Source organism: Siphonobacter sp. SORGH_AS_0500, from assembly GCF_002838835.1.
Lineage (GTDB): Bacteria > Bacteroidota > Bacteroidia > Cytophagales > Spirosomataceae > Siphonobacter.
Window position 1 is genome coordinate 242,061 of record NZ_NHPP01000008.1, and the last position, 26,142, is coordinate 268,202.

Annotated in this window: 27 protein-coding genes, 1 tRNA gene and 1 pseudogene; 19 read left to right on the forward strand and 10 right to left on the reverse strand. The window is 43.7% G+C overall.

The window, feature by feature from the left end:
* Positions 1 to 194 precede the first annotated feature (194 nt).
* Positions 195 to 425: pseudogene (locus BWI96_RS23290) on the reverse strand (KilA-N domain-containing protein); the annotation flags it as partial.
* A 207-nt stretch (positions 426 to 632) separates the two neighbouring features.
* Between BWI96_RS23290 and BWI96_RS11885 the strand changes: the two are divergent.
* The 4 genes from BWI96_RS11885 (at position 633) to BWI96_RS11900 (ending at position 3,122) form a co-directional block, all read left to right on the forward strand.
* A complete protein-coding gene (locus BWI96_RS11885; RefSeq protein ID WP_106636847.1) occupies positions 633 to 1,232 on the forward strand; it encodes a hypothetical protein in 600 nt (199 codons plus the stop codon).
* A gap of 236 nt (positions 1,233 to 1,468) precedes the next feature.
* Positions 1,469 to 2,188: a hypothetical protein gene (locus tag BWI96_RS11890; protein ID WP_106636848.1), complete on the forward strand. Its 720-nt coding sequence runs from the start codon at positions 1,469 to 1,471 to the stop codon at positions 2,186 to 2,188.
* Between the two features lie 150 nt (positions 2,189 to 2,338).
* Complete coding sequence (locus BWI96_RS11895; protein ID WP_106636849.1) at positions 2,339 to 2,617, forward strand: hypothetical protein; 279 nt, start codon at positions 2,339 to 2,341, stop codon at positions 2,615 to 2,617.
* A gap of 28 nt (positions 2,618 to 2,645) precedes the next feature.
* Positions 2,646 to 3,122 (forward strand): hypothetical protein, encoded by a 477-nt coding sequence (locus BWI96_RS11900; RefSeq protein ID WP_106636850.1) that lies wholly within the window; start codon positions 2,646 to 2,648, stop codon positions 3,120 to 3,122.
* Between the two features lie 165 nt (positions 3,123 to 3,287).
* On the opposite strand, the gene BWI96_RS11905 is transcribed toward BWI96_RS11900, so the two are convergent.
* On the reverse strand, positions 3,288 to 3,896 hold the full coding sequence (locus tag BWI96_RS11905; protein WP_106636851.1) for a hypothetical protein: 609 nt from the start codon (positions 3,894 to 3,896) through the stop codon (positions 3,288 to 3,290).
* Between the two features lie 487 nt (positions 3,897 to 4,383).
* Between BWI96_RS11905 and BWI96_RS11910 the strand changes: the two genes are divergently transcribed.
* From BWI96_RS11910 to BWI96_RS11925, 4 genes are all read left to right on the forward strand, one after another.
* Complete coding sequence (locus BWI96_RS11910) at positions 4,384 to 5,565, forward strand: site-specific integrase (RefSeq protein ID WP_106636852.1); 1,182 nt, start codon at positions 4,384 to 4,386, stop codon at positions 5,563 to 5,565.
* A gap of 14 nt (positions 5,566 to 5,579) precedes the next feature.
* Complete coding sequence (locus BWI96_RS11915; protein ID WP_106636853.1) at positions 5,580 to 5,852, forward strand: hypothetical protein; 273 nt, start codon at positions 5,580 to 5,582, stop codon at positions 5,850 to 5,852.
* Positions 5,853 to 5,964: 112 nt separating this feature from the next.
* A complete protein-coding gene (locus BWI96_RS11920) occupies positions 5,965 to 6,624 on the forward strand; it encodes a hypothetical protein (protein WP_157830333.1) in 660 nt (219 codons plus the stop codon).
* A 68-nt stretch (positions 6,625 to 6,692) separates the two neighbouring features.
* Positions 6,693 to 6,968, forward strand: coding sequence for a hypothetical protein (locus BWI96_RS11925; RefSeq protein WP_106636855.1), 276 nt, complete (start codon positions 6,693 to 6,695; stop codon positions 6,966 to 6,968).
* A gap of 36 nt (positions 6,969 to 7,004) precedes the next feature.
* On the opposite strand, the gene BWI96_RS11930 is transcribed toward BWI96_RS11925, so the two are convergent.
* Positions 7,005 to 7,508, reverse strand: coding sequence for a hypothetical protein (locus tag BWI96_RS11930; protein ID WP_106636856.1), 504 nt, complete (start codon positions 7,506 to 7,508; stop codon positions 7,005 to 7,007).
* A 511-nt stretch (positions 7,509 to 8,019) separates the two neighbouring features.
* On the opposite strand from BWI96_RS11930, the gene BWI96_RS11935 reads away from it, so the two are divergent.
* From BWI96_RS11935 to BWI96_RS11950, 3 genes are all read left to right on the forward strand, one after another.
* Positions 8,020 to 8,511 carry a DNA/RNA non-specific endonuclease gene (locus BWI96_RS11935; protein WP_369804149.1) on the forward strand — a complete coding sequence of 164 codons (492 nt, stop codon included), beginning with the start codon at positions 8,020 to 8,022 and terminating at the stop codon, positions 8,509 to 8,511.
* Between the two features lie 416 nt (positions 8,512 to 8,927).
* Entirely contained in the window at positions 8,928 to 9,521 is a 594-nt protein-coding gene (locus BWI96_RS11940) for a hypothetical protein (RefSeq protein WP_106636858.1), read from the forward strand.
* Positions 9,522 to 9,744: 223 nt separating this feature from the next.
* Positions 9,745 to 10,122 carry a protein-export chaperone SecB gene (locus tag BWI96_RS11950; RefSeq protein ID WP_106636860.1) on the forward strand — a complete coding sequence of 126 codons (378 nt, stop codon included), beginning with the start codon at positions 9,745 to 9,747 and terminating at the stop codon, positions 10,120 to 10,122.
* Positions 10,123 to 10,345: 223 nt separating this feature from the next.
* Here the strand turns inward: BWI96_RS11950 and BWI96_RS11955 are convergent.
* Positions 10,346 to 10,418 (reverse strand) — tRNA-Ile (locus BWI96_RS11955).
* Between the two features lie 123 nt (positions 10,419 to 10,541).
* Here BWI96_RS11955 and BWI96_RS11960 point away from each other — a divergent pair.
* Together BWI96_RS11960 and BWI96_RS11965 are read left to right on the forward strand one after the other, a co-directional pair.
* Positions 10,542 to 10,910, forward strand: a complete 369-nt coding sequence (locus BWI96_RS11960) for a periplasmic heavy metal sensor (RefSeq protein WP_106636861.1) — start codon at positions 10,542 to 10,544, stop codon at positions 10,908 to 10,910.
* 85 nt (positions 10,911 to 10,995) lie between these two features.
* On the forward strand, positions 10,996 to 12,225 hold the full coding sequence (locus BWI96_RS11965; RefSeq protein ID WP_106636862.1) for an HD domain-containing protein: 1,230 nt from the start codon (positions 10,996 to 10,998) through the stop codon (positions 12,223 to 12,225).
* Between the two features lie 91 nt (positions 12,226 to 12,316).
* Here the strand turns inward: BWI96_RS11965 and BWI96_RS11970 are convergent, their stop codons facing one another.
* Positions 12,317 to 14,533 carry a GH92 family glycosyl hydrolase gene (locus tag BWI96_RS11970; RefSeq protein WP_232793692.1) on the reverse strand — a complete coding sequence of 739 codons (2,217 nt, stop codon included), beginning with the start codon at positions 14,531 to 14,533 and terminating at the stop codon, positions 12,317 to 12,319.
* Between the two features lie 231 nt (positions 14,534 to 14,764).
* On the opposite strand from BWI96_RS11970, the gene BWI96_RS11980 reads away from it, so the two are divergent.
* Complete coding sequence (locus BWI96_RS11980; RefSeq protein ID WP_232793693.1) at positions 14,765 to 15,907, forward strand: TlpA disulfide reductase family protein; 1,143 nt, start codon at positions 14,765 to 14,767, stop codon at positions 15,905 to 15,907.
* A gap of 293 nt (positions 15,908 to 16,200) precedes the next feature.
* On the opposite strand, the gene BWI96_RS11985 is transcribed toward BWI96_RS11980, so the two are convergent.
* The 4 genes from BWI96_RS11985 to BWI96_RS12000 form a co-directional block, all read right to left on the reverse strand.
* Entirely contained in the window at positions 16,201 to 17,079 is an 879-nt protein-coding gene (locus tag BWI96_RS11985; RefSeq protein WP_106636864.1) for a fructosamine kinase family protein, read from the reverse strand.
* Between the two features lie 70 nt (positions 17,080 to 17,149).
* Entirely contained in the window at positions 17,150 to 18,391 is a 1,242-nt protein-coding gene (locus tag BWI96_RS11990; RefSeq protein ID WP_106636865.1) for a M14 family zinc carboxypeptidase, read from the reverse strand.
* Between the two features lie 105 nt (positions 18,392 to 18,496).
* Complete coding sequence (locus BWI96_RS11995) at positions 18,497 to 19,714, reverse strand: voltage-gated chloride channel family protein (protein ID WP_106636866.1); 1,218 nt, start codon at positions 19,712 to 19,714, stop codon at positions 18,497 to 18,499.
* 8 nt (positions 19,715 to 19,722) lie between these two features.
* Positions 19,723 to 20,226, reverse strand: coding sequence for a cupin domain-containing protein (locus BWI96_RS12000; protein WP_106636867.1), 504 nt, complete (start codon positions 20,224 to 20,226; stop codon positions 19,723 to 19,725).
* Positions 20,227 to 20,581: 355 nt separating this feature from the next.
* Between BWI96_RS12000 and BWI96_RS12005 the strand changes: the two genes are divergently transcribed.
* The 4 genes from BWI96_RS12005 to BWI96_RS12020 all read left to right on the forward strand — a co-directional run bounded on the left by BWI96_RS12005 (position 20,582) and on the right by BWI96_RS12020 (position 22,841).
* On the forward strand, positions 20,582 to 21,124 hold the full coding sequence (locus BWI96_RS12005) for an RNA polymerase sigma factor (protein WP_106636868.1): 543 nt from the start codon (positions 20,582 to 20,584) through the stop codon (positions 21,122 to 21,124).
* A gap of 64 nt (positions 21,125 to 21,188) precedes the next feature.
* A complete protein-coding gene (locus tag BWI96_RS12010) occupies positions 21,189 to 21,527 on the forward strand; it encodes a hypothetical protein (RefSeq protein WP_106636869.1) in 339 nt (112 codons plus the stop codon).
* Entirely contained in the window at positions 21,503 to 21,778 is a 276-nt protein-coding gene (locus tag BWI96_RS12015) for a hypothetical protein (protein ID WP_106636870.1), read from the forward strand. Before BWI96_RS12010 ends, BWI96_RS12015 begins: the two co-directional genes overlap by 25 nt.
* Positions 21,762 to 22,841: a hypothetical protein gene (locus tag BWI96_RS12020; RefSeq protein ID WP_157830335.1), complete on the forward strand. Its 1,080-nt coding sequence runs from the start codon at positions 21,762 to 21,764 to the stop codon at positions 22,839 to 22,841. The genes BWI96_RS12015 and BWI96_RS12020 overlap by 17 nt, the downstream gene beginning before the upstream one ends.
* Before the next feature lie 446 nt (positions 22,842 to 23,287).
* On the opposite strand, the gene BWI96_RS12025 is transcribed toward BWI96_RS12020, so the two are convergent.
* The gene (locus tag BWI96_RS12025) at positions 23,288 to 23,926 is read right to left on the reverse strand and encodes an alpha/beta hydrolase (protein WP_157830336.1); all 639 of its coding nucleotides are present in this window, start codon (positions 23,924 to 23,926) and stop codon (positions 23,288 to 23,290) included.
* 294 nt (positions 23,927 to 24,220) lie between these two features.
* Here BWI96_RS12025 and typA point away from each other — a divergent pair, with 294 nt between their 5' ends.
* A complete protein-coding gene (typA, locus tag BWI96_RS12030; RefSeq protein ID WP_106636873.1) occupies positions 24,221 to 26,038 on the forward strand; it encodes a translational GTPase TypA in 1,818 nt (605 codons plus the stop codon).
* Positions 26,039 to 26,142: the final 104 nt, after the last annotated feature.

The window sequence follows — 26,142 nt, forward strand, 5'->3', positions numbered from 1 at the left end:
AGGAAAAGCGTCTGACCTACCCCCGGGGTGTTGGGTGGAGGATTTTCATAGTACAGTGCATTAGATAGCTAACCCAGATTATATTTTTGGCAACCGACTGATTATCAACGTTGTGAGGAAAAATCACAACGGGTGTCTGCATCTTCATCATTACAGTGGACTATATAGCTAAATAGATCGCTAGGCAGATTAGACTAGCGGGCGAATTCCAAAGCGACGTCTTCATGCATCCATGTTCCGCCTGTATGCTGACCTCTCTCGGTTATAATCCAATTACCATTATTTCTGGTATTTGACAATTCGGCAATATAGGCTCTAGTAGAAGCCAATGACAGCCAGTCATTAGGACGTTTCCCAAACGGCTTAGCCATTTCAGTAGCATTCACCATTAATTCGCCTGACTCAGTGCGAAAAGTTACCTTACTGTTTTGATACTCTAACCTGCATAGCGGACTATATAGCTACCTGTCCGTTCGCTTCGCTCACAGCCAGCAGACTCTTTATAGGTGATTCGGATTATCTATAACGTGGGATTATCCCATCTTTTGTAAAAGGTAACTCTGTCTTAGTTTAATGAAGAATCATGCTGTATTTAGTTTGCAGGGATATGAATTCACTCTATATCTTCAGGCATGATAGAAATCAATGATACTTCAGAAACTTCGTCAAGGTTTTCTGGCCAGGAGCTTCCTGGCCAAGTGTTCACAAAAACCTATGATTATTATATATTCCTCGATTATGATTTCTTTGCCACTGGTACCTATGCCAATCTCATCTTTGGGCTCGAAAGAGCTTTAAATGGAGAATATATCCGTTTGCATACGCTTGAGAAAAAGATAGGTGAAATATGGCAATATGATCAAGAAGTTGCTCCTGTGCCTTATCCCTGTTTACAATTAAACGTTTGCAATGATCCAGAGGTAGAGTGGAGTCAGGCGATAGATCTAAATGAGGAGGGGCTGTCGATCTATGGTGAGTCCTGTTTCAACCCCGTTATGTACGGAGCTTCGCAGCATTGGGCCCTCTATCTTCATAAATATGACGAAGTTGGCGTATTGGGATTTGATACCATACTCCTGGAGACGTTCGTATCATTAGCCATTCCCGTCAAAGGACATTTACTAAGCTCACATGAAGTAATAGCATTTCAAATGCGGTTATCAAGCAATCCAGAACGATTGGCTGCTTCCTACGCCAATTTTGTTAATACTTATCCTGTGTTTTTGATCTAGTGGTGATAGTTAAAAATAATTCAGCATGACCTAATACAAGTGCAAGTTGAGGCCTGATTATAGGCATTGAACCTATGTCAACTCAAATCTGAGTCGGCTGACTATCGGTAAGGGCGGCATTTTAATGTCTTCAAAAAGATATTTTGGGTTGCAAGTCTCAGGAGCGGTCACTGCGTTTATTAATGACTACTTTTGGCTCGTCACCTGAACTAGTTCCAATTCAACATGTATTGACAATGAGTCAGCTTAAATGGGAGGAGCTTAAAGTCTACCGCCCCCTGCCTAAAGAGTCCCTTAAGCCTGCTTTCAAAGACTTTACCGCTATTATCGCCGAAAACCTTTTGCCCTATGGATTTAAAAAGGTGGGCCGAAGATTGATCAGGCCATCCAAGGACCTGTTACAGGTTATTCATATCGACACCCGAGGCAGTTGGATGGGTACGAGTGAAAGTTTTAAAACAGAAATAGGTTTAGCCACTGTCTATGATACCGATTGCTTCGTTAAGAATTATGAGCTAACCGGCTCTAAAAAGATTGAACATATTATTCCGAGTCTTAAAAACTATCATCGGATCACCCAGGAGTACAAAGTATTTGCGGAGTTCTATACCCAAACACTCATTGAGCATATTCTACCTTACTTTAGCCGCTATTCTTCTTCAACTGATGTTTTGACTAATCGAACCCATTTCAAAGTCGGTGAAGTGTCAGGGCGTGATGAAAACCTAATTCTTTTCTGCGAGCTTGCTCAGCATATGAATCAAGAGGCTTCCGCTATTGTAAGCAGAAAACTTGTTTTAGCCCGTAACCTCTCTTGCAGCGATGTGGCGATACAAGAGTTGGAACGGATTAACCAATACTTGCATGCTAATCAATGGGATCAAATAGACCAAGTACTTCTTGACTATAAAAGCCAGGTTGTCAAGAAGCTTAAGCTGAAGACCCAAGGCGATTGAATGTCATTACCAGTAAATCAAGGTAGCAAGCTCCAGGTTCATATTCCTGAAAGCCTTTCGTGAGTATATTGAATAGCCGATTTACATAAAGGATTGATTTTACAATAGTGCATCACCATGAAAGACTCTAATCGTCAAGAACTAATACGTATGATTGAATCAGCTATAGGCACCCCGTTACCCGCAAATCCTATTTTTTTTGAGGGTTTAGGCATTGATGGTGATGACTGTGTAGAGCTAATGAAAAGCCTCGCTATTAAATATGAAATCGATATGACGGATTATCAGCCCCTGGATTATCAGGCAACCGAATACGAAATCGGCACGTCTTGGTTTGGGGAAGTTAAACTCGATCACCAGTTAAAAACATTTGATTTTGAGCATTTGGTTAGCGTAATTGATCAGAAGAAATGGTATAATCCTCGCTAGTTCAATCTAAAACTGCTTATACAACTGCATGAAAGATATTACAGACCAAATACTAGATTATCGAGAATGTTGCAGAAATATCTGGAACAGCTACTTTCTAAGACTCGACTGGGCTGAGCGAGAAATAGACTATAGAGATTATTTCGAATCCATAAATACAATTCTTCTAGAAGACACTGTCTTCAAACAAGTAACAGGAGGGCAGGAAATCCAACGCCATGCAAATGGATACTATCCCCCCATAAAGGTTACTCCCCGCTTAGGCCCTCTGGGTTACCATGCTATGTATGGAGAGAGTGTCGATCTACATACTCAGTGGCACGAGATAAAGTTGAGTTCAAACAGCAATGATTTTAGGTTTATTGAACTATTCGATTGGACCGTCGAGAATATCATGGATAATCAGTATGTAAGGGTGAAGCTGATTGATTCCCTTGAGCTTCCAGAAAAGATTGGCTACGATTTCTTAGTTGAATGTTGGAGTGTTGACTTTTTTCTTATCTAACTTACTCCTATAGCGTTTACAAACGACCACCGGAGTAATGTGATCCATGTACTCGCACGCAAGCACCTACCCGAAAACCCGGCATTTCTCCACTTCTGATTTGAACCCGTCCTTGTCGAGGCCCAATATATATTAGATAGCTAAGTCAGATCGCTGAAGAGCTTTTCAGCGTGAGTTTGGCAATGGAGCTGGCGGGGGAGGCGGTATGGGTACGTAGCTTCCAAAATGAAATTTTTTGGAAGTGGGTTTCAACATCAGCGTGTCAAAGAGTGGTGTTAAGCTATGAGCTAAAGCCACAATGCTTGGAGAAGCAACGTTAGAATAACCGCGGGCCTTGCGTATAGTTCGGTTTGCTCGGTGTATCCAAAGATGGTAGGTAAAAGCGTCGGCAACTATTCCTGTTGAGGCACTATCCGCTTCATAATAACAAAGGGAGTCAATAGCGGTGGTTAATTTATGAATGACACTTAAGTCAACTTGCCCCTGGAAGTAATTAGTATCAATATTTCGATGCCTCCAAAATAGCACTGTCCCATCCTTGGCAATTTTAAAGGAATAGTTATGAGGAATGTATTCGCCTTTAAAACTTCCCTCGAGTGTATCAAAATCAGGATGGTGCGTGTTTTCTTTAGGCCCAGAAGTACAGGCAGACATTAGTCCGGCAAGAAGTAAGAATCGTTTCATAACGGTGAGGTTGTAAGCAGCCAATATAACAAAGAAAGCTACCCATGACGATGAGTAGGCTTTCTTTGTTAGTGCAAGTAAAGTCGGCATTATGGCAATGCTTTCTTAGAGATGTAGATCACGCCACTGAAGGATTCTCAAGTTATAGAGTAAAATGTTCGCAATAGCGAACATAACTAATTGATATATAGATATTTAAGTAAAAAATATTTGCTCTTTTTTATTGACATTTTGTTCTTCTCTTGTATTTTAGCAGTGTCTAAGTTTCAATAGCGGGTAGCAATGCCCAACATATAGTTGTAGGGCTTACATTTGTGCCTGATAGTCATTTCTGTGTCTATACGCAGCGGTGTTCTACCTGCCGTGCATCTCCTGTTATGGTTGATGCAAGCCCGTTATTGGACTTAGACAGCGGCAAGGGGAACACCGCTGTTTTTATTGTACCTCTTCTTCTAAAACACAGGAGTCATGATTAACTAAACTTCCTTCCAAAAATCACAATTAAGTATCTTTTACACAGCCGGACAAATATCTGATTGCAAGAATTCTATTGTCTAAACAAAAACCACATACCATCATGATCAACAAATTTCATTTCGCCTACCATCTGCGTACTGAAGGCATTTCTGAACAAGGTCTGCCCATTATTTATGCCAAAGCGACTTTAAATGGCAATCGTATTAATATTGGCTCAACGGGCATTCGGGTATCATTAGATAACTGGGATATCCAAAGACGCCGGATCCGACTATCGGATACCATTTCGATGATGGATAATGCCAAGCTTGATTCTTTGGAAAGTCAGGTAAGGTCCGTAATTCTGTATGCCGAATCCCGTCAGGAACGGGTCACCCCGGAGCAGTTAAAGAAGGCTCTGCGTCCTGCTTCCGCTCGTCAAACGGACGTATTTACACTACTGGATAAATACCTAGAATGGTCAGAACAGATGAGTCAGAAAGGGGATCACGCAATTAGTACCCATAAGACCCGCAAGGAGAAGCTAGCTTTAGTAAAATACTTCCTAGAGGAAGAAAAGAAGACTAAGCTTCTGGTCGAGGAGATAAACAGGGTCATTATGGAGCGTTTTATTAATTACATGCTACTCAAACGTAACGCTAAAAAAGTCTACGCCCAGAAGTGCCAGCAGTTCATAAAGACCTTCGTGATTTGGTGTTGGGAAAATGGACATATTGACATTAACCCGCTGGACAACTACAAAGTCAAGGTAGACAAAACACCTAATTTGGAACACCTCTCTGAAGCAGAGCTTACGCTACTGACGACAACGGTGTTTCCTAAACGCCTCCAAGAGACCGTTGATTGTTACCTGTTTGCGTGCAATACCGGGTTAGCCTACGTAGATATGAAGCTTTTGAATGAATCCAACGTAGTTGAGGTAGGGGGTAGATTGTACTTACAAGGGGCACGTGAGAAAACAGATACGAAGTATTTCGTTCCACTGTCAAAAGTAGCTCAAGCTATCATTGTCAAATATGGCGGAGTCTCTAAACTCCCATTACGATCCAACAAAGAAGTTAACTGCATGCTCAAAGTCGCTATGGCCCAAATTGGTGTCAATAGAAGAATCTGGTTTCATACAGGTCGAAAGACCTTTGCTATGCGGATGCAGAATGAGTTCCTACGTTCGGATGAGACCACAGCCGCCATGTTGGGCCATAAATCAACTAAAGAGCTAAAAACCTATCGCAACATTACCAAAGAGCGGGTTATTAAAGAAATGAGCAATTTCGACTTTTAAAATTCCAAACCACCATGGCAAAGCAAAACGCCTCTATTTCAGCCGAACACTCTATGGCTGCCCAGATCATTTTTGAAAGTGCTAAAAACATGCGGGAAGATTATGATTTTCCATCTTTGCGAAAACACCTCAACCGGGCTCATACCTGGTATGCCGCTTCTACCCTCTACGCAAATCTGGAAGATGACGAAAGACAGCATGCTGCCGAGTATCACCTAGCCGTCATGGACCTGATTGACACCATAGCTCGGCAGATTGAAGACCCGCATAATCCAAATAACGTATAGTGAATTCCGTTTAAATTTAAATCCTTGCATTCTCAGGCTTTTCTCTTCATCACTACCCGCTAGTGATCTGGGCGAGCTATGTCCTAAATGCTTCTAATTCCTCACTATTCACATGAAAAATCAATCAAAAGTAAACGGCTCATCCATGCCTGTATCGCCCGTCTCAGGCTCTTTCTCTACTTCTGAGCTTCGCATCACTCAGGCCGTAGAGTTATCTGGTCACATCAGTCTTCCAGCCGAGTTCTATGAGAAGTACAAAGACTCAGAGATCTTTCAAAAGGGAGTACCCCGGGTAGAGTTCCACCACCAGCAGCGAATGATTCACCTGACGGCTGGTGAAGGCGAAGAGGCAGTTTGGGTGGTAGGTCATTTAACGCCTCATCCAATTTATTCTGATTTAAGCGTCTTCAAGCGGGAATGGATGCTGTCAAAGGAAGCCGATACCTACTTTGAAAGCCATACCCATTATTTTGGTTCTGAGCATGAAGGATACAAAGAGGTGAGTGAAATCCTGGATGAGAAGAAACGAGCCGATATTGCCTGCTTTCATGATTTCAAGCTTCATCTGCCTATCTTCTGCGAAGTACCTTATAATATCGAAGGGGGAAATCATGTATGGTTAGAGATGGAAACCCAACCAGATCTGCAAGGCACATCCTATGTATATTTTATGTCATCTCTCTATGATGAGATGGCTCAGAAGGTGCAGGATCGAGTGTTTGCGGAGCAGAAACAGCGTCTCAAAGACCTCATCTGCATTGATGTATACTAATCCATTACTCGGCCTTTTGGAATTTTTCTGGGAGGCTGATCTTTTCAACTCTACAACTACTTACATCTATGGAAAACGTATCTCAAAAACAGCATAAGGTCTATCAAATCGCTGAAGGCTTTATTACCCGAACAGTGATTCGTGAATTGCAGAGTCACTTAAGTCAAATGTTTGCTCATTACGCTATCTCAATACCTTTTCACCAACTAGGAGAGGAGGAACGCTACGATGCAGCCAGCTCATTTATAGCCCTAGTTGAGCTATTGAACAAGTTAGCTGAGGAAATTCATGATGTCGATGCTCAGGATTACATAGCCTTGGGCAAACGGCAAGCAGCTGCTTAAAACAAATACCCCATCATATCGATGGGGTATTTGTAGTTACTCAGTCACTTCTTCGGAATTGAATATGTTAAGTACTAGGTCAATAGCAAAGTTATCAATTGCTTGTATCAAACCAGCCGACTCATCATCCTTTACATGTGAAGACGTATAAGTGTATATGAATGGGACACTGTTAGGAATAAGCGGGTTTGGCCCTTGGGTAATATTGCCAAACCCATAATCGTATTGCCTTTGAAGTCTAACACTTTTTTCTATGAAGCTTTTGCTTACTTCATTCGCGCCTATCCAATAACTCTTAACAAATAATTCTTTACGAAGGGAACCGCCTTTTGCAAAGAAATTGATTAGATGTAATCCGTGCACAAACGTCATATCAACTTCGTATGTTAGATCAAATCTTCCAACTGGACGTTTTAATTTGAATGTATTCAGAATGCCTAAATCTATTTCCGAGTGAACTAGACCGTCTAAAACAACAAACTTCCTGACTGGGCCTGTATTGTACTTTTCTTCTATTAGCTCTATTTTTTTTAGTGCCATTATATTATATTTAATGCCCTCTCTTAGTTGATGGGCACATAAATATCATTTTATTTTTTTTGTTTTCAAATTCGTTAAAATCCCTAGATGCCTTTAAAAAAACCATCATATGTCTATCATATGATGGTTTTTTTAGATAATTTATAAAATAAATATTTTTTATCAAATGTCAAGGGATTTTGATATTTTTTGATGTTTCGTCGGTATACCCGAGTGCATGGGCCAAAGTCATTATGATGTCTTATTTGTATTAAACAAAGATTTCACTAGGTGTAATTGATGCCTGTTATATTATATTAGTAGCATAAACGATTGATTCATATGTCTGTGCCATTATTACCCACATATATATCTAGTATCCTGCCTATTGTTTTAGCCATCCCGTTGCTTATAGTCTCCTATGGACGCAAAGTAGTAGTTAACCCTTCTAATCCCTCGTCTAACCTCTCTACGCAGTTATCCTTCACTAGCGATGGGGAACGCCTCAGCTGACGGCTCGTAGTATCTGCTGATCAAGCCTCAATACGTACTTTCCTATCAACCCCTGAAAGGCAGTGCTCGCTGGGTAGGCTGGCCTTTGCAAAGCAGTGATTTGGGTTCAGTTGATCGCCAGGAAGACTTCCGGCCCGATGAGGACTTGCCGCGTAACTTTACGATGATCAAACCCACCGATTACAACAACAGTGGCTTCGACCGCGGGCACTTGTGCCCTTCGGATGATCGTACGGCCACCGAAAGCGACAACTCGGCTACGTTTGTCATGACTAATATGATTCCGCAGGCTCCAAGTCTCAACCGAGGCATCTGGAGTGATCTAGAAGAGTATTGCCGAACGAAGGTAAAGCTCGGCTCCGAGGCTTATATCTACGCGGGTGGATACGGCGAAGGGAGTAAAGGATCAAACGGCTCGGCTAGCAGTATTGCCAGTGGGAAGGTGAGTGTACCCAATCGCTGTTGGAAGGTGATGCTCATTATGCCGGAAGGTGATAATGACCTTTCCTAGGTAGCCACGGAAAAGGTAGAGGTGATTGCGGTCAATATGCCTAACTCGCAGTATGTAGCCGGCATGGGCTGGAGACGATGGACGGTAACCGTACATGAGTTAAAACGAACGACGGGCCTAGACTTCTTTTAAGAGCTTCCTAAGGCCGTTCAGGACAAGATTGAGAATTAGGGGCTCATCAAAATTGATGCCTCTGATTATGAGGCGGTTCACCTAAAAGTGAAGGTCTTTGACATCAGGTCGAACAGCTATCGATCAAGCTCGACAATATTCGGGCTTCTTTTTTATAAGGAAGACGTCGAAACTTAGTTGTTAAATAATCCTATACGTAGTAATATTAAGCTTTTAATTAACTTGATATAGCACTAATTGTAGATCAGCAGCATAATAATGACTGTGATACATGGGTTAGAAATATGGCTATTGTTGAATTTGAAGGATACCACGGCACGAATGAAGCAAACGTAGGTAATATACTAACTAATCATTTTAACATAAGTGAGGGCCCTGACGAGTGGCTAGGTGATGGTACATATTTTTTTGTAGAAGGTATATCTGACCCTGTGCAGAGAGCTATTCAATGGGCGGTAGTTACTGCTTGGGATAAGCTTGGTAAAAGAAATAGATACAGCAGATATTCAGTTATAAAAGCTATAATCACGGTAGAGGAAGAGTACTTGCTGGATTTGACCACACTTGAAGGAAGACAAGTAATGAATTATTTGCAAGAGCAGTATGTTAAGAAGCTAGCTCAAATGAGTAAAGAGCTCAGAGGTAGCAAAAAAGCGACTGAAGGAGCTATCATCAACGACGTTCGTGATGAAGGTATTTTTAGATTAGATGTTGTTAAAGCAGATTTTCCATTTAAGTTTGCAGCAGAACGTATTCTAGGCACAGCGTTCCGTCAGCCTAATGTTACAATTTGTGCCGTTTTTGAACCAAACAACAATATAAACGCTGATTCTATGTGTGTAGTAGAGTCAGGGGAGGTAGCCAATGAAACTTTCTGATGTGAAAGAAGCCATTGACACTTACTTTAGAGATGTAACGCCTCAGGAGGTCATCGATAATTTGACAAGGTGGGGATGTGAGATAGGTGACATTGAGGAAAACGATTTTCGAAGTGTAAGTTGTCAAGTTTTTAAGTCTGATTTAAATAGTTTTGAAGCGGTAACACAACCTGTTGCCGCTTTTTTATTTAATTGCCGTCCTATACTAAGCATTTGGTGAACTATGAATATAAAGCTTGATCATAATGAGTTAATTACAATGACTTTGGAAAGGGCACCGGAGGCAAGAGATACACGTAGCTTTAATGTAAATCATGAGCCTGTCTATCATGCTGAAAACCAGAGACTTTTTAGTGTTCTATTCGATTTATCTATTCAGGCTCCTACAGTAACGATTGATATTGTTTATCAATCAATCTTTACCTGTGACGAGGATATAACCCAAGAATTCAAAGAGTCTTATTTCCCTAAAGTCAATGCTCCTGCAATTGCTTATCCTTTTTTGAGAGCCTTTGTGGGAACAATTACATTGAATGCTGGGATTGAACCAGTTATTTTGGACACTATGAACTTTACTCAAAAGGGAGATATTAAGGAATAATAACATCTCATCTGTCAGACCTTTATTGCTAAGCCGCTGTCTAAAGCGGCTTTTGTCAGTTTTGTCGGTACTTCTTCGGTACATTTTAGCAAAAATTCAAAGCTTCCAGGCCTCTTCAGAAATAGCCTCAAAGTACTTCATCCTTTAAAATGCTGGTGAGTTTGCTGGTTAGATTAACAAAAAAGCACCTAGCAAACGAATGCTAAGTGCCTGATTATGAGAGTGGGCCCTGTAGGTTTCGAACCTACGACCAATTGATTATGAGTCAACTGCTCTAACCCCTGAGCTAAGGGCCCGATTTGACACTAGATCGCCAAATGAACCGCAAGTTTACACTTTTTTAAAGCCTTTTGCAATGGCTGATTAAACCTTTTGCTTCTTTTTTGTTTCCAAGGCCCTGAACGTTAACAAAAACAGTCATGAAAAAACTTATTGCTTTCTTCGTTGCGGGCTTGTTGTCCACTACGTTGACTTTTGCTCAAAATGATCAGGGACGCTCGCCGGAAGATCGGGCTCAACGCCAAACGGAACAGCTAATCAAAGAACTGAATTTGTCTACCGAACAGGCAGAGAAAGTAAAAGCTTTGAGCGACGACCGGATGAAGCAAATGCAGGAAATGCGGGCGAACGGTGCTCGTCCCGATCGTCAGAAAATGCGGGAGTTACAGGAAAACTACGAAGCTAAACTGAAACCCGTTTTAACTACCGAGCAGTGGACGAAGTACGAGAAGATTCGCGAAGAGCAAAGAAATCGTATGCGGGATAGACGTCCCGGTGGTGGCAATTAATCCAAAGATAATCTTGGTAATAATGAGTAGGAACGTATTTTTATGCGTTCCTACTTTCGTTTTATCGAGGCGGCAGCCCCTCATTATGAATAAGAAAAAAGTACTTAACGATCCGGTCTATGGCTTCATTACCATTCCTGGTCATTTGATCTTCGACCTGATTGAACATCCTTACTTTCAACGCCTTCGGCGAATCAAACAATTGGGAATGGCTGAATTAGTCTACCCCGGAGCTCTTCATACCCGCTTTCACCACGCTCTGGGAGCCATGCACCTGATGGGTGAAGCGATTAGCACACTTAAAAGTAAAGGTCATCTGATTTCGGATCAGGAATGCGAAGCGGTTCAAATCGCGATCCTTTTGCATGACATTGGTCATGGGCCGTTTTCGCACGTGCTGGAACATACGTTATTGCATCATGTCTCGCACGAGCGAATTTCACTATTGTTGATGAATGAACTAAATCAGGAATTCAACGGGGCTCTTGACCTGGCGATTCGAATGTTTTCGGGTCAGTACGAACGTCGCTTTTTTTATGACCTCATTTCCAGTCAGTTGGATATTGACCGACTGGACTACCTCAATCGTGATTGCTTTTTTACCGGAGTAACAGAAGGAAGTATTGGCTCAGAACGCATTGTAAAGCTGCTTGATGTAGTGGATAACCAGTTGGTTGTAGAGCAAAAAGGGGTCTATTCCATTGAAAATTTCCTGACGGCTCGTCGACTGATGTACTGGCAGGTTTACCTGCACAAAACGTCCATTTGTGCAGAAACGATGTTGATTCAGCTCATTCGTCGGGCTCGTGAGTTGGTCCATGAAGGTCAAACGGTTTATGCGACGCCTGCTTTAGAGACGTTTTTATATAACGAACCCAGCTTGCAGGACTTTCAAACGCATCCGCAATACATCAAGGCCTTTACCCGACTGGACGATTACGACATCTGGGCCTGTATTAAGCAATGGACGGTTCACGCCGATCGTTTGTTGTCCCATTTATCAACGATGTTACTGGATCGTAAACTTTACAAAATTCGCTTTTTTGATTCGGCTCCTTCGGAGGAAGTGATGGAAGATTTTCGAAAACGGGTGTTAGCTCTGCCCGGAGTTACTGAAGAGGAGTTACCCTATTTAGTAGTGCAGGGAGAAACGACTAATTCAGCCTATTTGTCCAGCCGTCAACCCATCCGCATTTTAACCAAAGATCGGGGTGTGGTGGATGTTTCGGAAGCTTCGGACTTACCAACGATTAAAGCCTTAAGTCAGATCGTCAGAAAATTCTACGTCGCTTATGCCATTCGTGGCATCTCTTGACGGATTTGAAGTTAGTATTAATTAGAGGTAATAGAGCTGGGTCGGTTCTCAGCCGAGCTTCCCCAGTTTTTATTAGGTGTAGCACCCATTACTAATTCCAGTATACCGCCAGCCAACACCTGATTGTGTGTAAGGAAGGTCTTCTGGAAGGCTTACCGTTCAGTTTCGCCGACTGGATGTATATGTTCTTCGTTGAGTTACCTATCGCTTTTACCGTAAAATTTTTGCCTTTGCCTACATCAATCGAAGCTTCCGTAAAGCTCGGACTACCGATTACGTATTCCGGGCGACCGGGACTGGCGGGGTAAAAGCCTAGCATGCTAAAAGCCAGCCAAGCCGACATTTGTCCCCCATCTTCGTTTCCTGATAATCCGCCGGGGCCGCGTCCGTATTCTTCACTTACCAGTTGGCGTACCCATTTTTGAGTTTTGTACGGCTCTCCTGCCCACGCGTAGAGGTAGGCGGTGTGGTTACCCGGTTCGTTCCCGTGCCAGTAATAACCCTTTTCAAACATGCTATCAAGTTTGGCGACGAATCGTTCACGACCGCCGATTTGTTTGAGTAATCCGTTCATATCCTGCGGTACAAACCAGGTATACTGAGCGGGTGAACCTTCAGTAATGAAACTCACCCGAATAGCGAAAGGATCAAATTTTTCACTCCAGCGACCATCGGCATAACGACCGCGAGCCCAGCCCGTTTTCGGATCAATTACGTTCTGGTAGTTTAGAGCTCGTTTCATTAATGCCTGATAATCTTCGGTTTTATGCAAAGCTTTAGCCAGTTGTGCCAGGCAAAAATCATCATAAGCGTACTCTAGTGTGCGGGAGGTTTGCTCACGCTTGTGGAAGGCCTGCCAAACGGAATCTTCCAGCGGAATATAGTTGTATTTCAGATAACTTTCCATGCCCCGGCGGCCCTTCCCTGACTCATAACTCTTCACATCCCGATTGACTTCAAAAGCATTCTTTCTCAGATAGCTATAAGCCTTTTGAACGTCAAAATCTCGAATCCCTTTTACGTAAGCATCAGCAATGGCGGAGGTAACGTGATCGCCGGTCATGGCGGCAGTGTAATGGTTCCAACAGGGGAAAATGGGCATCCAGCCGCCTTGTTCCGCCATATGCGTGAACGACTGCATCAAGTCTGCCGAGCGTTTGGGCTCAAGTAATACGTGCAAGGGTAAGCCCGCCCGGAAGGTATCCCACATGCTAAAATCGCAGTAGTAATCGAATCCTTTGGCTGTATGAATGGTCGAGTCGTCCGCAAAGCCGGGGTAACGTCCGTCCACGTCCGAGTAGAGGCGGGGCGTAATTTTCGTGTGATATAGGGCGGTGTAAAAAAGACTTTTATTTTCCTCTGTTCCTTTCAACTGTACTTTCCCTAATTCCCGATTCCAGGCTTCTTCGGAAGATTCCTGTACTTTTTTGAAATTCCAGTCGGGAATTTCAGCCTTCAGATTTCGATACGCTCCTTCCAGGTCGGTGAAAGAAGTTCCAACGCGGGCGGTTACCTGCGTTGGAGCGTGAGACGCAAACTGAATCAGAGCACCGACCGCTTCTTCTCTGAGGTGGGCTTTTACTTTTGTTTGGTTCATTTGAATGACCGTATTCTGCCAAGTGCCAAAAGCTTCAAAATCGGTATCAAACTGAATGACGAAGTAACCCCTGAAGCCCGCCGATTCACCCCAGCCCTGATAAATGCGATGAACGGGGTTGTATCCTACAATTTCCCGACGTTCGGGGTGAATTTCAATAAATCCTTCCCCTTCGTCACTATTCGGTTCGATCAAAACGAAGTGGGTATCTTCATTCTGAAACTTGAATCGAAGAATTCCAGCCCGTGGCGTTGCCGTTATCTCCGTCTGGATTTGATAATCAGGTAAGTTGATGGAGTAAAACGAAGGAGTAACGATTTCATGATTATGAGAATAACTGGATTCAGGCCGTGTGGTAGCTTGGCCCGAGAAAGGCATCAGGGTTACCGTACCGTAATCCTGCACACAAGAGCCATTAAGCCAGTGCGAGCCACGAAAACCATTGATTTTAGTATCGGTATAGTAATAGGGAGCGATACATTTTGTTTCGGTGCGACGGGTTTGAGGCGTCCAGCTAGTCATACCGTGAGGATGACCGATGGCGGGAGAGATCTGCCCTTTCAATTCGCTTCCGGCCTCGCTGTGTCGCTGGGCGGAAAGGGTAGTGCTGGGAGCCGAGCCAATCAGCGGATTGACGTATTGTACAGGCGATTTTTGCTGAGCCCAGGCCGAAAAACAACTGAAGCTTAACCAGATATATAAAAATTTCATAGAAAAAAATAGAAAAGCATCAGGTTATAAAAGAGTGACGATGAACGAGGCAAAAATCCCTGTGATAATGATTTATAAAGTTTTGATATTTGCCAAATACACCAAATTCAATTTTATAAAAGCATGGCAAGCAAAGGGTTTTATCCCAGAAATGAATCATACCCTAGCGAAATGCCTATATTTACCTCACCAATTCAAAGTGATTTTGAAAATCATCGATAAACTTAACTTATGATGAAAAAAACGGTCATAATGGCCCTGATGTGCCTGCCCGCTTTGAGCTGGGCTCAAAGTGGTGCTTATACGCTAAAAGGCAAAATGGGACAACTGAATGCTCCTGCCAAGGCTTATTTACGTTATGTGAAGGATTCCAAATCGCAGTTGGATACAGCCGTGATTAAAAATGGAGTCTTTGAATTTAAGGGTTCGGTGGCAAATCCTCAGAAAGCTATGGTCTTCGTGGATGCGAAAAACAAAGGCCTGCGTCAAGTGGGTCGGGATCATATTGTGTACTTATACCTGGAACCTGGAACGATTAATGTGCAAAGTCCTGATTCGGCGGTGCATGCGAGCGTGAAAGGCCCGGCGGTTAATACCGAAAACGAAAAACTGAAAGCATCTTTGAAGGCTTCGAGTGAGAAAATGGCTGCATTGATGGCTGATTATCAGAAAGCGACGCCAGAACAACGCCAGTCAAAGGAGTTTGAAGAAGCGATTGATAAGCGTTACGAAGCCATTCAGGAAGAGCAGAAAGCAGTTAACGCTCAATTTATTAAAGCGAATCCGAAAAGTATAGTTAGTCTGGACGCTTTGCAGGATGTGGGCGGTTCCGTGCCTGAATATGCAGACGTAGAGCCTTTATTCAGAACGCTTGCTCCCGAAGTAAAAAATACGGAAGCAGGTAAGGCTTACGCCAAAAAGCTGGAAACTATGAAGGCGACGGCGATTGGTGCCGTAGCTCCGGCTTTTACGCAGGCAGATACGACAGGCCGTCTGATTTCTCTGGCTGATTTTAAAGGGAAGTATGTATTACTGGACTTCTGGGCAAGCTGGTGCGGTCCCTGCCGTCGCGAGAATCCGAATGTAGTAGAAAATTTCCAGAAGTATAAAGATAAAAACTTCACCGTTCTCGGTGTTTCACTGGATCAGCCTGGAGCGAAAGAAGCCTGGCTGAAGGCCATCCATAAAGATAACCTAACCTGGACGCACGTGTCGGATCTTCAGTTCTGGAACAATGAAGCGGCAAAATTATACGGTATTCAGGCCATCCCTCAGAACTATCTCTTAGATCCTCAGGGTAAAATTATCGCTAAGAATATTCGCGGTAAGGCTCTGGGCGATAAACTGGCTGAGGTATTATCAGCGAGTAACTAAATATCAGATATAACTCTAAAAAACAAGGCTGACCAAATCAATTGGTCAGCCTTGTTTTTTGAATAAAGGAATTTATGATCTGTCTATGCCAGCTTTTCTATTACTGGAAAGGACGGGGTTTTGCTGCCAGTGGTAGGTTTTAAGTTTTACTTGGGAAACAGGGTTGGTTTATGATATGAATAAGGTTAAGCGAATCATTTGACCAGCCGTAATAGAGAGTACCGCTGCCAGCTAAAAGGCTGGCAGCAATAGCTTGTCCATTGGGTTGTTGCTGCCAGTGGAAAAAATGGCTCTTAATACTTTCGCAAAATCCGTTCAACGGCTGTTAAGTAACCTCCGGCAAAGAGGTTTACATGAACAAGTAGAGGATATAAATTATACAAAGGAATACGGTCGTTAAAGCCGGGTTCAACCGGAAAGGCTTCGTAATAACTCGTGTAGAAACTGGTATCAAAACCGCCAAACATGGTGGTAAAGGCAATTTCAGCTTCCCTCAATCCAAAGTAGGTAGCTGGATCAACCAGGGCTACAGCTCCATCGGCACCCGTCATGACGTTACCACTCCAGAGATCGCCGTGTAATAAAGCTGGCTTTTCGTTGGGAATAAGATTGGGTAACTTCTCACAAAACTTCAGAAACTGATCGTATAACTTATTCGAAAGCTTACCTTCATATAAGGCCCGCCCGGCTTGTACTTTCAGTCGGTTTTCTACGAAAAAGTCAATTCCCGAATCCATCCACTCATTTTGCTGAGGCAGAGCTCCGATGTAATTATTGAATTCCAGCCCGTGCTTTTCAGTAGTTACCCGATGAAGCTGAGCCAGCTTCTGGCCAAAGTCCATCCAGTAGTTCGAAAGTTGCGGACTCGATTCCAGAAAATCCATCATCAGGTAAGAACCATCACTTCGCTGACCGTATCCGTGCACGGCGGGAATGGTCAGGACATCCGTTTGCCGCAGGCGATTCAGACTCCGGGCTTCGCTTTCGAACATGCCTTCATGATCGCCCTGATTCCATTTAATAAAAAAAGAACCTTCAGCCGTTAGTACTTTGGCCGCGAGGTTGAAATTACCGCCATAGATGAACTGGAACTCCCGAACTTCGGGCTGAAAGCCCAGCGTTTCGAGTAATACACTTTCCAGAAATTGATATTGATCTGCACTTTGAAACATAAACAGCGGTTGGCTTTATACGGAATACTGCAAAATAGAGGTGCCAGTGGCGAACGACCAAATTCAGCCCCTATTTAACCCATCCATTTTCAATTTTATAGGTAACGACTCCTTTGGCTGATTTTAGAATAAAATCGGCTTTACTGCCCATTTTTACGTCCGTTTCCAGGCGTAAACCCGTCGCGTCGATTTCTTGGGTACCGAAGAAAACGGAGCAGTCGCCGAGTTCTTCCACCGTTCCGCGAACGTACCATTTTTCAGGCCGATTAAAAACCGCTAGTTCCCGACGATTAATAGCAATATCCATTAGAATGGGTTTATTGTTTTTAATAACCGTCACGTTTCGAATGATCAGGTCAAACAGCGAACGTCCGTTTTCAGGAATGGTTTCGTAGTCTTCAATGGCTTCTTTGGCATAACTTTCAGAAGCGATGGTGTGCAAACCACTTAATAATGCTACATAGTTCAGTCGGCGAATTTTCTGTTTTTCAGGATCATTCGTATAACCACCCGACTCGATTAAAACGAGTGAACTACCCCATTTCTGAATATTATCTCCGAAAGCACGAGGTTCAAATTCGTCCGAAAAACGTCCAACCTGATTAGGAATGAACTGCTGTAAATTTCGGTTCAGCGAAACGATTAACTGCATGGAACGTTTCCGTACGTCATTGACTTCCCGAGCTTCGTTATAGGCCGTAGCCAGAAAAGAAATCGTAGCCAGATTTTTCGTCTTACCCGCCGAATACCGGGGTTCCTGATCGTGCAGATTAAAGGCAAACGTCGGCTGAATGCTTTGCTGAAGCGACTTGAGTAACTGGCCTTCTGGGGTTTGTAAACGCAAGGCATCACGATTCATGTCTATCCCTAAAGCGGTTCTCCTGGTCCAGGCTTCCGCTCCGTCAGGATTCAGCATGGGCACGAAGTATAAGGTCGTTTTCTCCAGAATTTCTTTACGTAAATCGTCGAAAGCATCGTTAGAGGCAGAGAAAAAACGGAAAAGATCAAAAATGGCCATGGTGGCTGTAGCCTCATCTCCGTGCATTTGTGACCAAAGTAACACATTCGTTGGTCCCGTGCCGATCTTAACCATATGCAGACTACGGCCTTCGGTGGAAGTACCTACCTGTTTTACTTCAAAGCTAGCTTTCGCCGCATTCAGCAAAGGGATGATGTCTTTATGGGTAAACCGGCGTTCGGTTAAGGCTTTTTCTTTAAAAGTTTCGTGAGAATCAAAAAGTTGCTGAAGCATATTCTGAGCATTCGTACGGGCCGCAAAACCTAATAAGAGCAATAAGAAAAGGTATTTCATAGCAATTCATCAGCGTTATGCGGTTCAGGTAATCACGCAAAAGTAAATAGTTTACGGTTTTTTCAGGATGTACTAACTTCCCGAAAGTTTACTTAAAGCTAATAACTAAAACTTCCCACTCCCGATTTTCTGCGAGCGATAAATCCCGGCGTTACCCGAAAAAAGATAAGTAATGAAACAGGCGAGAGCCAGGTAAGGGGCACTCTCTGTTCCGAAAAGCTCAATACCCATGATCGTGCTGGCTAGCGGGGTATTAGATGCTCCAGCGAAAACAGCTACAAAACCAATTCCGGCCATTAACCCCACAGGTAACTGAAGAAGCTGAGCGGCAGCATTCCCAAACGTTGCTCCAATAAAAAATAGGGGCGTTACTTCGCCACCCTTAAAGCCAACGCCCAGCGTAAACGTCGTGGAAAGCGTTTTCATAATCCAGTCGTACCAGGGCAGAGGATCATGAAAGGAAGACACGATGGTAGGGATGCCAAGTCCGATGTATTTCGTTGTACCCGAAAGCCAGATGGCTAAAGCGATAAAAATGCCGCCAAGCATGGGACGAAAAGGAGGGAAGCTAATGTAGGTTTTTACTTGTCTGGCCCAGAAATGGGTTAACTCCGCGAAAAGCCTGCTAATCAGCCCAAAGGCCATGCTGGCTAAGGCAATCTTTATAAATAAGCTGACACTAAAAGCCGGAACCAGATTAATGGCATAATGCGTATGCCCAACGCCCCACCAATGGCAGGTTTGATCGGCAAATAAGGCAGCTAATAAACTGGGAATGAGAGCTTCGTAACCTAATTGTCCAATGATGAAAACTTCCAGAGCAAAGACGGTGCCGGCCAGCGGAGTGCCAAAAACGGAGGCGAAACCTGCACTAATACCCGTCACTAACAGCGTTTTTCGATCAATGTTCGATAACTTAAAAAGTTTGGTGAACTGATCGGCAATGGCCCCTCCCATCTGTACAGCCGTACCTTCCCGCCCTGCCGATCCGCCAAATACATGGGTCAACAAGGTGGTTATTAACACCAGTGGAGCCATTTTAAAGGGAATGATTTTCGTGGGATTCTGCCATTCTTCAATGAGCTGGTTATTACCCTTCACGACGCTTTCTCCCCAGTAATGATAAATGGCCCCGACGAGAAAACCACCCAGTGGTAGTAAAGCAATGATCCATAAATGACTTTCCCGATACTGCGTTATGGCATCGAGCGAAACCAGAAAAAAGGCAGAAGCTGAACCCACTAGTGTTCCAACGAGAGCACTTAACCCTAGCCAGCGGAGAAGATAAATGAAGGGGTGATTCAGTTTGGTTACAATGGGCATAGTCCCGATTATGAATGCGTAAGTTCTTGAATGAGTGTTTGATACGCAGGATTCGTCGAAATAACGGTTTGATGAGTGGATAACTCAAAATCGGCAAAGTCGAACCCGGGAGCGACTGTACAGCCTACCAGTGCATACGTCGTTCCTGCCGCCGGACGTGAAGCAAACCAATACCCCGCCGGAACAACGGCCTGAAACACTTCGCCTTTGTCAGGATCCGAACCGAGACGAATGATTTCCAGATGACCATCGGTATCAAATACGAAAACTTCCAGTGGATCACCCGCGTAAAAGTGCCAGACTTCATCGGACTGAATGCGGTGCAGAGCGGAGAAATGATGACTTTCTAGTAAAAAATAAATGGCTGTACTTAAATGACGGTCGCCCGTAAAACGACCGGGCAAGGCACTTTGGGCAATGGTTTCCGTCGAACGGTACGTTTCTGCAAAATAACCCCCTTCGGGGTGTGCTTGCATCTGGTATTTCTCAATCCAATAGGTGGCTGGTTTCATATCAAAATAGTCAAGGCCAATTTTTAAGCTAAAAATTTTAAAGAAGTATATATTCTTTAAGCAGCAAAAGAATATATGTAAATACACTGGTTACCAGTTTGTTAGGTATAGGTACGATTTGACTCGAATTAACTGTGCTGGTTAAAAGTACGATAGTCCATCTGTGAAAATGGAAAAATTATAAAAGTTACATGCAACATTTCAGAAGAAGAGCTTGTCTTTCCCTCGAAATTGATTCAATAAAGCAGAGCAAATCATTTTGTGTAAAGGGCTGAAGAAGAGAGAAATGATAGGATAGAGGGGTAATTGAATCAATTTCTATAAACCCGGAACCTACCTGTCTTTTTGAAATCATTTGGAGCAGACTTTGTACATAGATCGGCATTATTCACTTGTTGAAGCCTGTAAACGGGGTGACCGTAAGGCTCAGTACGAGCTGTATCGGCTGTACTCGAAGTCGATGTTCAACGTGTGCATGCGAATCCTGAATCACATGGGCGAGGCCGAAGATGTCTTGCAGGAAGCCTTTCTGGACGCGTTCCAGAAAATTCATGACTTCCGGCAAACCAGCACCTTCGGGGCCTGGCTGAAACAGATCGTCGTTAACCGAGCCATCAATCAGCTACGCCAACGTAAGCTGGAATGGGTTGATGTGGAAGAAGCCGACTCGGTGGGCGAAGAAGTAAGTATTCCGCAGGAGGAAACCGATTGGGAGATAGAACGCGTACGTTTGGGCATTCAGCAATTACCCGATGGTTTCAGAACGGTTCTGAGTTTATACCTGCTGGAAGGGTATGACCACGAAGAGATTGCCAACATATTGAATATCTCGGAATCAACCTCGCGGACACAGTATATGCGGGCCAAACGCAAATTAGTAGAGTTATTAACGGAATAAGCTGGATGCTTGTCCAGTTATTATTTCAAGATAAATTGTTAGTAATCAAGAGCCATTAATACCCATGAAAAAAGATCGTATTGAACGTTTTATTCGGGATAATCGGGAGGACTTTGATTCTTTCGAGCCGCCGCTGGGCCTGTGGGCCGAGATTGAGCGGCGACTACCCGAAGTCATAATTCCAGCGGAGGAGGAAACGAAAATCATTCCACTGGGAAAACAAAAATCAATTTGGAGTAAGGCATTTACCGGCAAGAACTGGGGCATCGCAGCGGGCATCATCTTCTTGCTGGGGTTGGGATTTTCGCGGGTCACTATGCGATCAAACCTAGCCATACTGACCCAATTATTGCAGAAGTTAGTCCAGAAGAAGGTAAAATGGCCTTTCGTTATGCTTCTCTGATCGAAACCAAACGGGCTGAAATTAAGTCCATTGAAGGGTCGAATCCTCAGTTGTACAAAGAATTTGCGGGTGAAATTCAACGGTTAGAAGTTGATTATCAGAATTTGCGTTCGGAATTATCCCAGACCCCTAATCAGGAAGAAATCGTAGAAGCTATGATCCAAAATTTACAAATGCAGCTTGATATCCTGAATCGTCAATTACAAATCATTCAAAAAATATCCAAACCTAGCCATGAGAAGACTATTTAGCGGAGTGGGCCTGGCCTTGTTTTGGGTACTGCCCCTGCTGGCTTTTGACCAGACCGGAACTCTTTCGGAACGTAAACGCAGTATCGTTAAATCTTTCAGCGTATCGCAGCGGGATCGCCTGTTTGTTTCGAATCAGCACGGCGAAACAAAGATTAATATCTGGGATAAAAACGAAGTCCGGGCTGAGATTGTCATCATTGGTTATGGTAAAGATGACGAAGAAGCTCAACGGTTTATCGAAGCCATTGGCATTGACGAAGCCCGCACGAGTAACCAGATTCGTCTGGAAACCCGGTATAACGAACCTAAAAGTGATAACTGGAACTGGCGAAACTGGGGACGTTCGAACGAAAGCGATGGCAAGACGCGGGGCGTGAAAATCAGCTATGTAGTGTATATGCCCAAGTACATGCCACTGGATCTACAAAGCCGTTTTGCCAATGCTACTCTGGCGGATTTTTCAGCTCCTTTACGGGCTAATACCCAGTACGGTGATTTTGTGGCAGATCGGTTAATGAATACCGATAATGAGATTCGGGTGGATTATGGAAAAGCTGTGATTCGTCAGTTGAATGAAGGCAATTTGAGAATTCAATATTCGAAACTGGAACTGGACAAAGCAGATCGTTTGCGATTGGTTATTAACTATGGTTCGCTGATGCTGGAAGAAGTCTCCGATCTGGATGCAACGATTCAGTATTCAAAGGGAAAAATTGGTAAATTGAAAGAGCAGGGACGGTTGAATATTAACTATTCTGATAATCTTCAGCTACCCGTTTTGACGAATTCGGTGAAGAATCTGGACGTTCGTTGTAATTATACCACCGTTCGTCTACCCGTCCGTGACAATCAGGATATGGACTTCGACGTAACGGTAACCTACGCCAATTTTGGGTATCCCAACGCCTTACCAATCAATTTTGAAGTCAAGGACGACGGAACCGACGATACCCGCCAGCGATACGTACCTAAAAGCACCAAAGTCTACAGAGGCAAAGTGGGCAAAGGAGGGAGTAACGTACGGATTGTCTCTAATTACGGCGGTGTAAAGTTTGTGAATTAACGAGAAGAGTGACCCAACTGGGTCGCTCTTCTCATTTCAGAAGGGTTCTTTTGCTAATTCCTAACGGTTATTAGAGAACGAAGAAGCTTATTATTGCTCTTTAGGATTTGCAATTCGAAAGCGATATGTAAGGGATTTATAATCCCACAAAGGCACCGAAAACCGCCTTTTACCCATACGCCATAAAGTCGCGTCTCTACATTATAGAAAAATACATCTACCCTCCGCAGTCGCTCGGCTAGAGCCGAGTGATGCTATAAACTGGTAGGCCTCTGACCGATGTTTACAAGCCTATTTCTGTTGGGGAAAGGTGTTCTCTGGCCCGTTATGGGTTCGCATCCTACCGGCCAGAGGCCTACAGCTAGGTAGTCACTCGGCTAGAGCCAAGCGACTGCGGGGACTGCGGGTGGAACAAAAAAGGCGACTAAACTTCGTCGCTTGTTTTGTTAAATGTCAAAATGCTTTTTAAGCCATTCTTTCGTTAACTGCAAGTCCTTCTGCGTTAAGTTATGACTGCTTGGAATGAGCTCATGCTGTACCTGAAAACCTGCCGTTTCCAGCAGATGTTCGTAATCTTTCATGGCTTTGGGCTGGTAATAAGGGTCCGAACTGCCGGAAGTTAATAATACCGGAGCTTTATTAGATTCCAGTGGTTTTTCTTCGGGCAAGGGTAACATAGGCCGCCAGAAAGCGGCTCCGCTTAGTAAGGTAGGGTACTTCTGAAGAATAGCCCCGCCAATGTTAGCACCATTGGAATAACCCAGAGCGATTAACTTACTTTGATCAAAACCCAGTTTGCCAGCAATGTCCTGCAAACTGCTTACCAGCTCTTCCGTTCGGAAATGAAGGTCGGCGTGATCAAAAATGCCCGTTCCCATGCGGCGGAAAAAGCGGGTTGTATACCCGTTTTCGAGAACGTTACCGCGAAATCCCAGCAGGTTGGTTTGACCTTCGGTTAACTCTTCCGCCAGATGAATGAGATCATTCTCATCGCCACCCGTACCATGCAGCAGGACAAGGGTATAACGCTGAGCGGCTTGTTCATTAGCGGCTACAAACCGATATTTTAAAGGGGTAAAATTCATGGAGATGGAAATAAGATGAAGGATATAATAGTCATACAAAATTTGATTCAAAAAGGTTTGTATAGAACTTAAGGAGTAATATTTTAGGGCAGGGAACTTTCTCTAATAAATTATTATTCAGGAAGATAGTGATTTAAAGCCGGAAAATTTCTAATTTTGCGGGCATTTTCATTGACGGTTATCCGTAAACTTAAAGATCTGTGATTCATAGAATGGAATGGCAGGTGGTGCATGGCACCGATGGTACACGCTGCGGATAATTGAAACAACGACATCAGAAAACTTTCTTCTCCGATGCAAAGCATCCGTAACATTGCCATTATTGCCCACGTTGACCACGGCAAAACCACATTGGTGGATAAAATCATCCACTACAGCAAACTTTTCCGGGAAAACCAGGAATTCAACGACCTGATTCTCGACAACAACGATCTGGAACGCGAACGCGGAATTACGATTCTTTCAAAGAACGTATCAGTTCGTTACAAAGACGTTAAAATCAACATCATCGATACTCCAGGTCACGCCGACTTCGGGGGTGAGGTAGAACGCGTACTGAAAATGGCCGACGGCGTATGTTTGCTCGTCGATGCTTTCGAAGGTCCCATGCCTCAGACCCGTTTCGTATTATCGAAAGCCATCTCTTTAGGCTTAAAGGTAATTGTGGTTGTGAACAAGGTAGATAAAGAAAACTGCCGTCCTGAAGAAGTTCAGGAAAACGTATTTGACCTGATGTTCAACCTGGGTGCTACGGAAGATCAATTAGACTTCCCAACCCTGTTTGGTTCAGGTAAAGGTGGCTGGATGAGCACTGATTATCGCAATAAAACGGAAGACATCAGTCCTCTGTTAGACGCGATCATCGAAAGCGTTCCTCCTGCTCCTCAACCCGAAGGTATTCCTCAGATGCAGGTTACTTCTTTAGATTTCTCGCAATTCACGGGTCGTATTGCCATCGGTCGTGTTTTCCAGGGAACGCTGAAAGAAGGTGCTTCGATGGGTCTTTGTAAAGCAGACGGAAGCGTGAAACGCGTTCGTATCAAAGAACTTCAGGTATTCGAAGGTTTAGGCCGTGCGAAAGTAGCAGAAGTAGGTGCCGGTGATATCTGTGCCATTACAGGTCTGGAAGATTTCGAAATTGGTGATACCGTTACTGATTACGACAATCCTCAGCCGCTGGATCGTATCGCGGTAGATGAGCCTACGATGAGTATGCTTTTCACGATTAATAACTCACCTTTCTTCGGTAAAGAAGGTAAATTCGTAACGTCTCGTCACTTACGCGATCGTCTGTACAAAGAGATCGAGAAAAACCTGGCCTTACGCGTACAACCAACCGATAGCGAAGACCGTTTCTTAGTATTTGGTCGTGGAATCCTTCACTTGTCAGTTCTGATTGAAACGATGCGTCGGGAAGGTTATGAATTGCAGGTAGGTCAGCCCCAGGTATTATACAAAGACATCGATGGCGTTCGTCACGAGCCTATCGAGTTAATGGTAGTAGACGTTCCTGAAGAAACGGCTGGTAAAGTAATCGAATTAGCAACTCAACGTAAGGGTGAGTTGATGATTATGGAACCTAAAGGTGACGTGCAACACCTGGAATTCAACATTCCTTCACGTGGTCTGATTGGTCTGCGTTCGGATGTGTTAACAGCTACTTTCGGTGAAGCTGTAATGACGCACCGCTTTAAGTCGTACGAACCTTTCAAAGGCCCCATTGCTGGTCGTATTAACGGTTCAATCATTTCAAAAGGAACGGGAACGGCTACGGCTTACACCATCGATAAACTTCAGGATCGCGGTCGCTTCTTCATCGATGCGGGCGAGGAAATCTACGAAGGTATGGTAGTAGGTGAGCACAACCGTAACAACGACATCGTAGTAAACTTACAGGAAGCCAAGAAATTAACGAACATGCGTGCGTCAGGTTCTGACGACAGCGTTCGGATCATTCCTAAGGTTAACTTCTCACTGGAAGATTCAATGGAATACATCCAGAAAGATGAATACCTGGAGATTACTCCAAAATCGATGCGTATGCGTAAAATTTACCTCGACGAAAACGAGCGTAAACGTGCAGAAAGCAAAGGAGCTTTTGCTGATTTATAGTAGAAGCTATTCAATAAATAAAAAGGGGCAATCCAATTTTGGATTAGCCCCTTTTTATTTATTCTTCATTCTTGAGCTTACGTAATGTCCAATCTGAATTGATT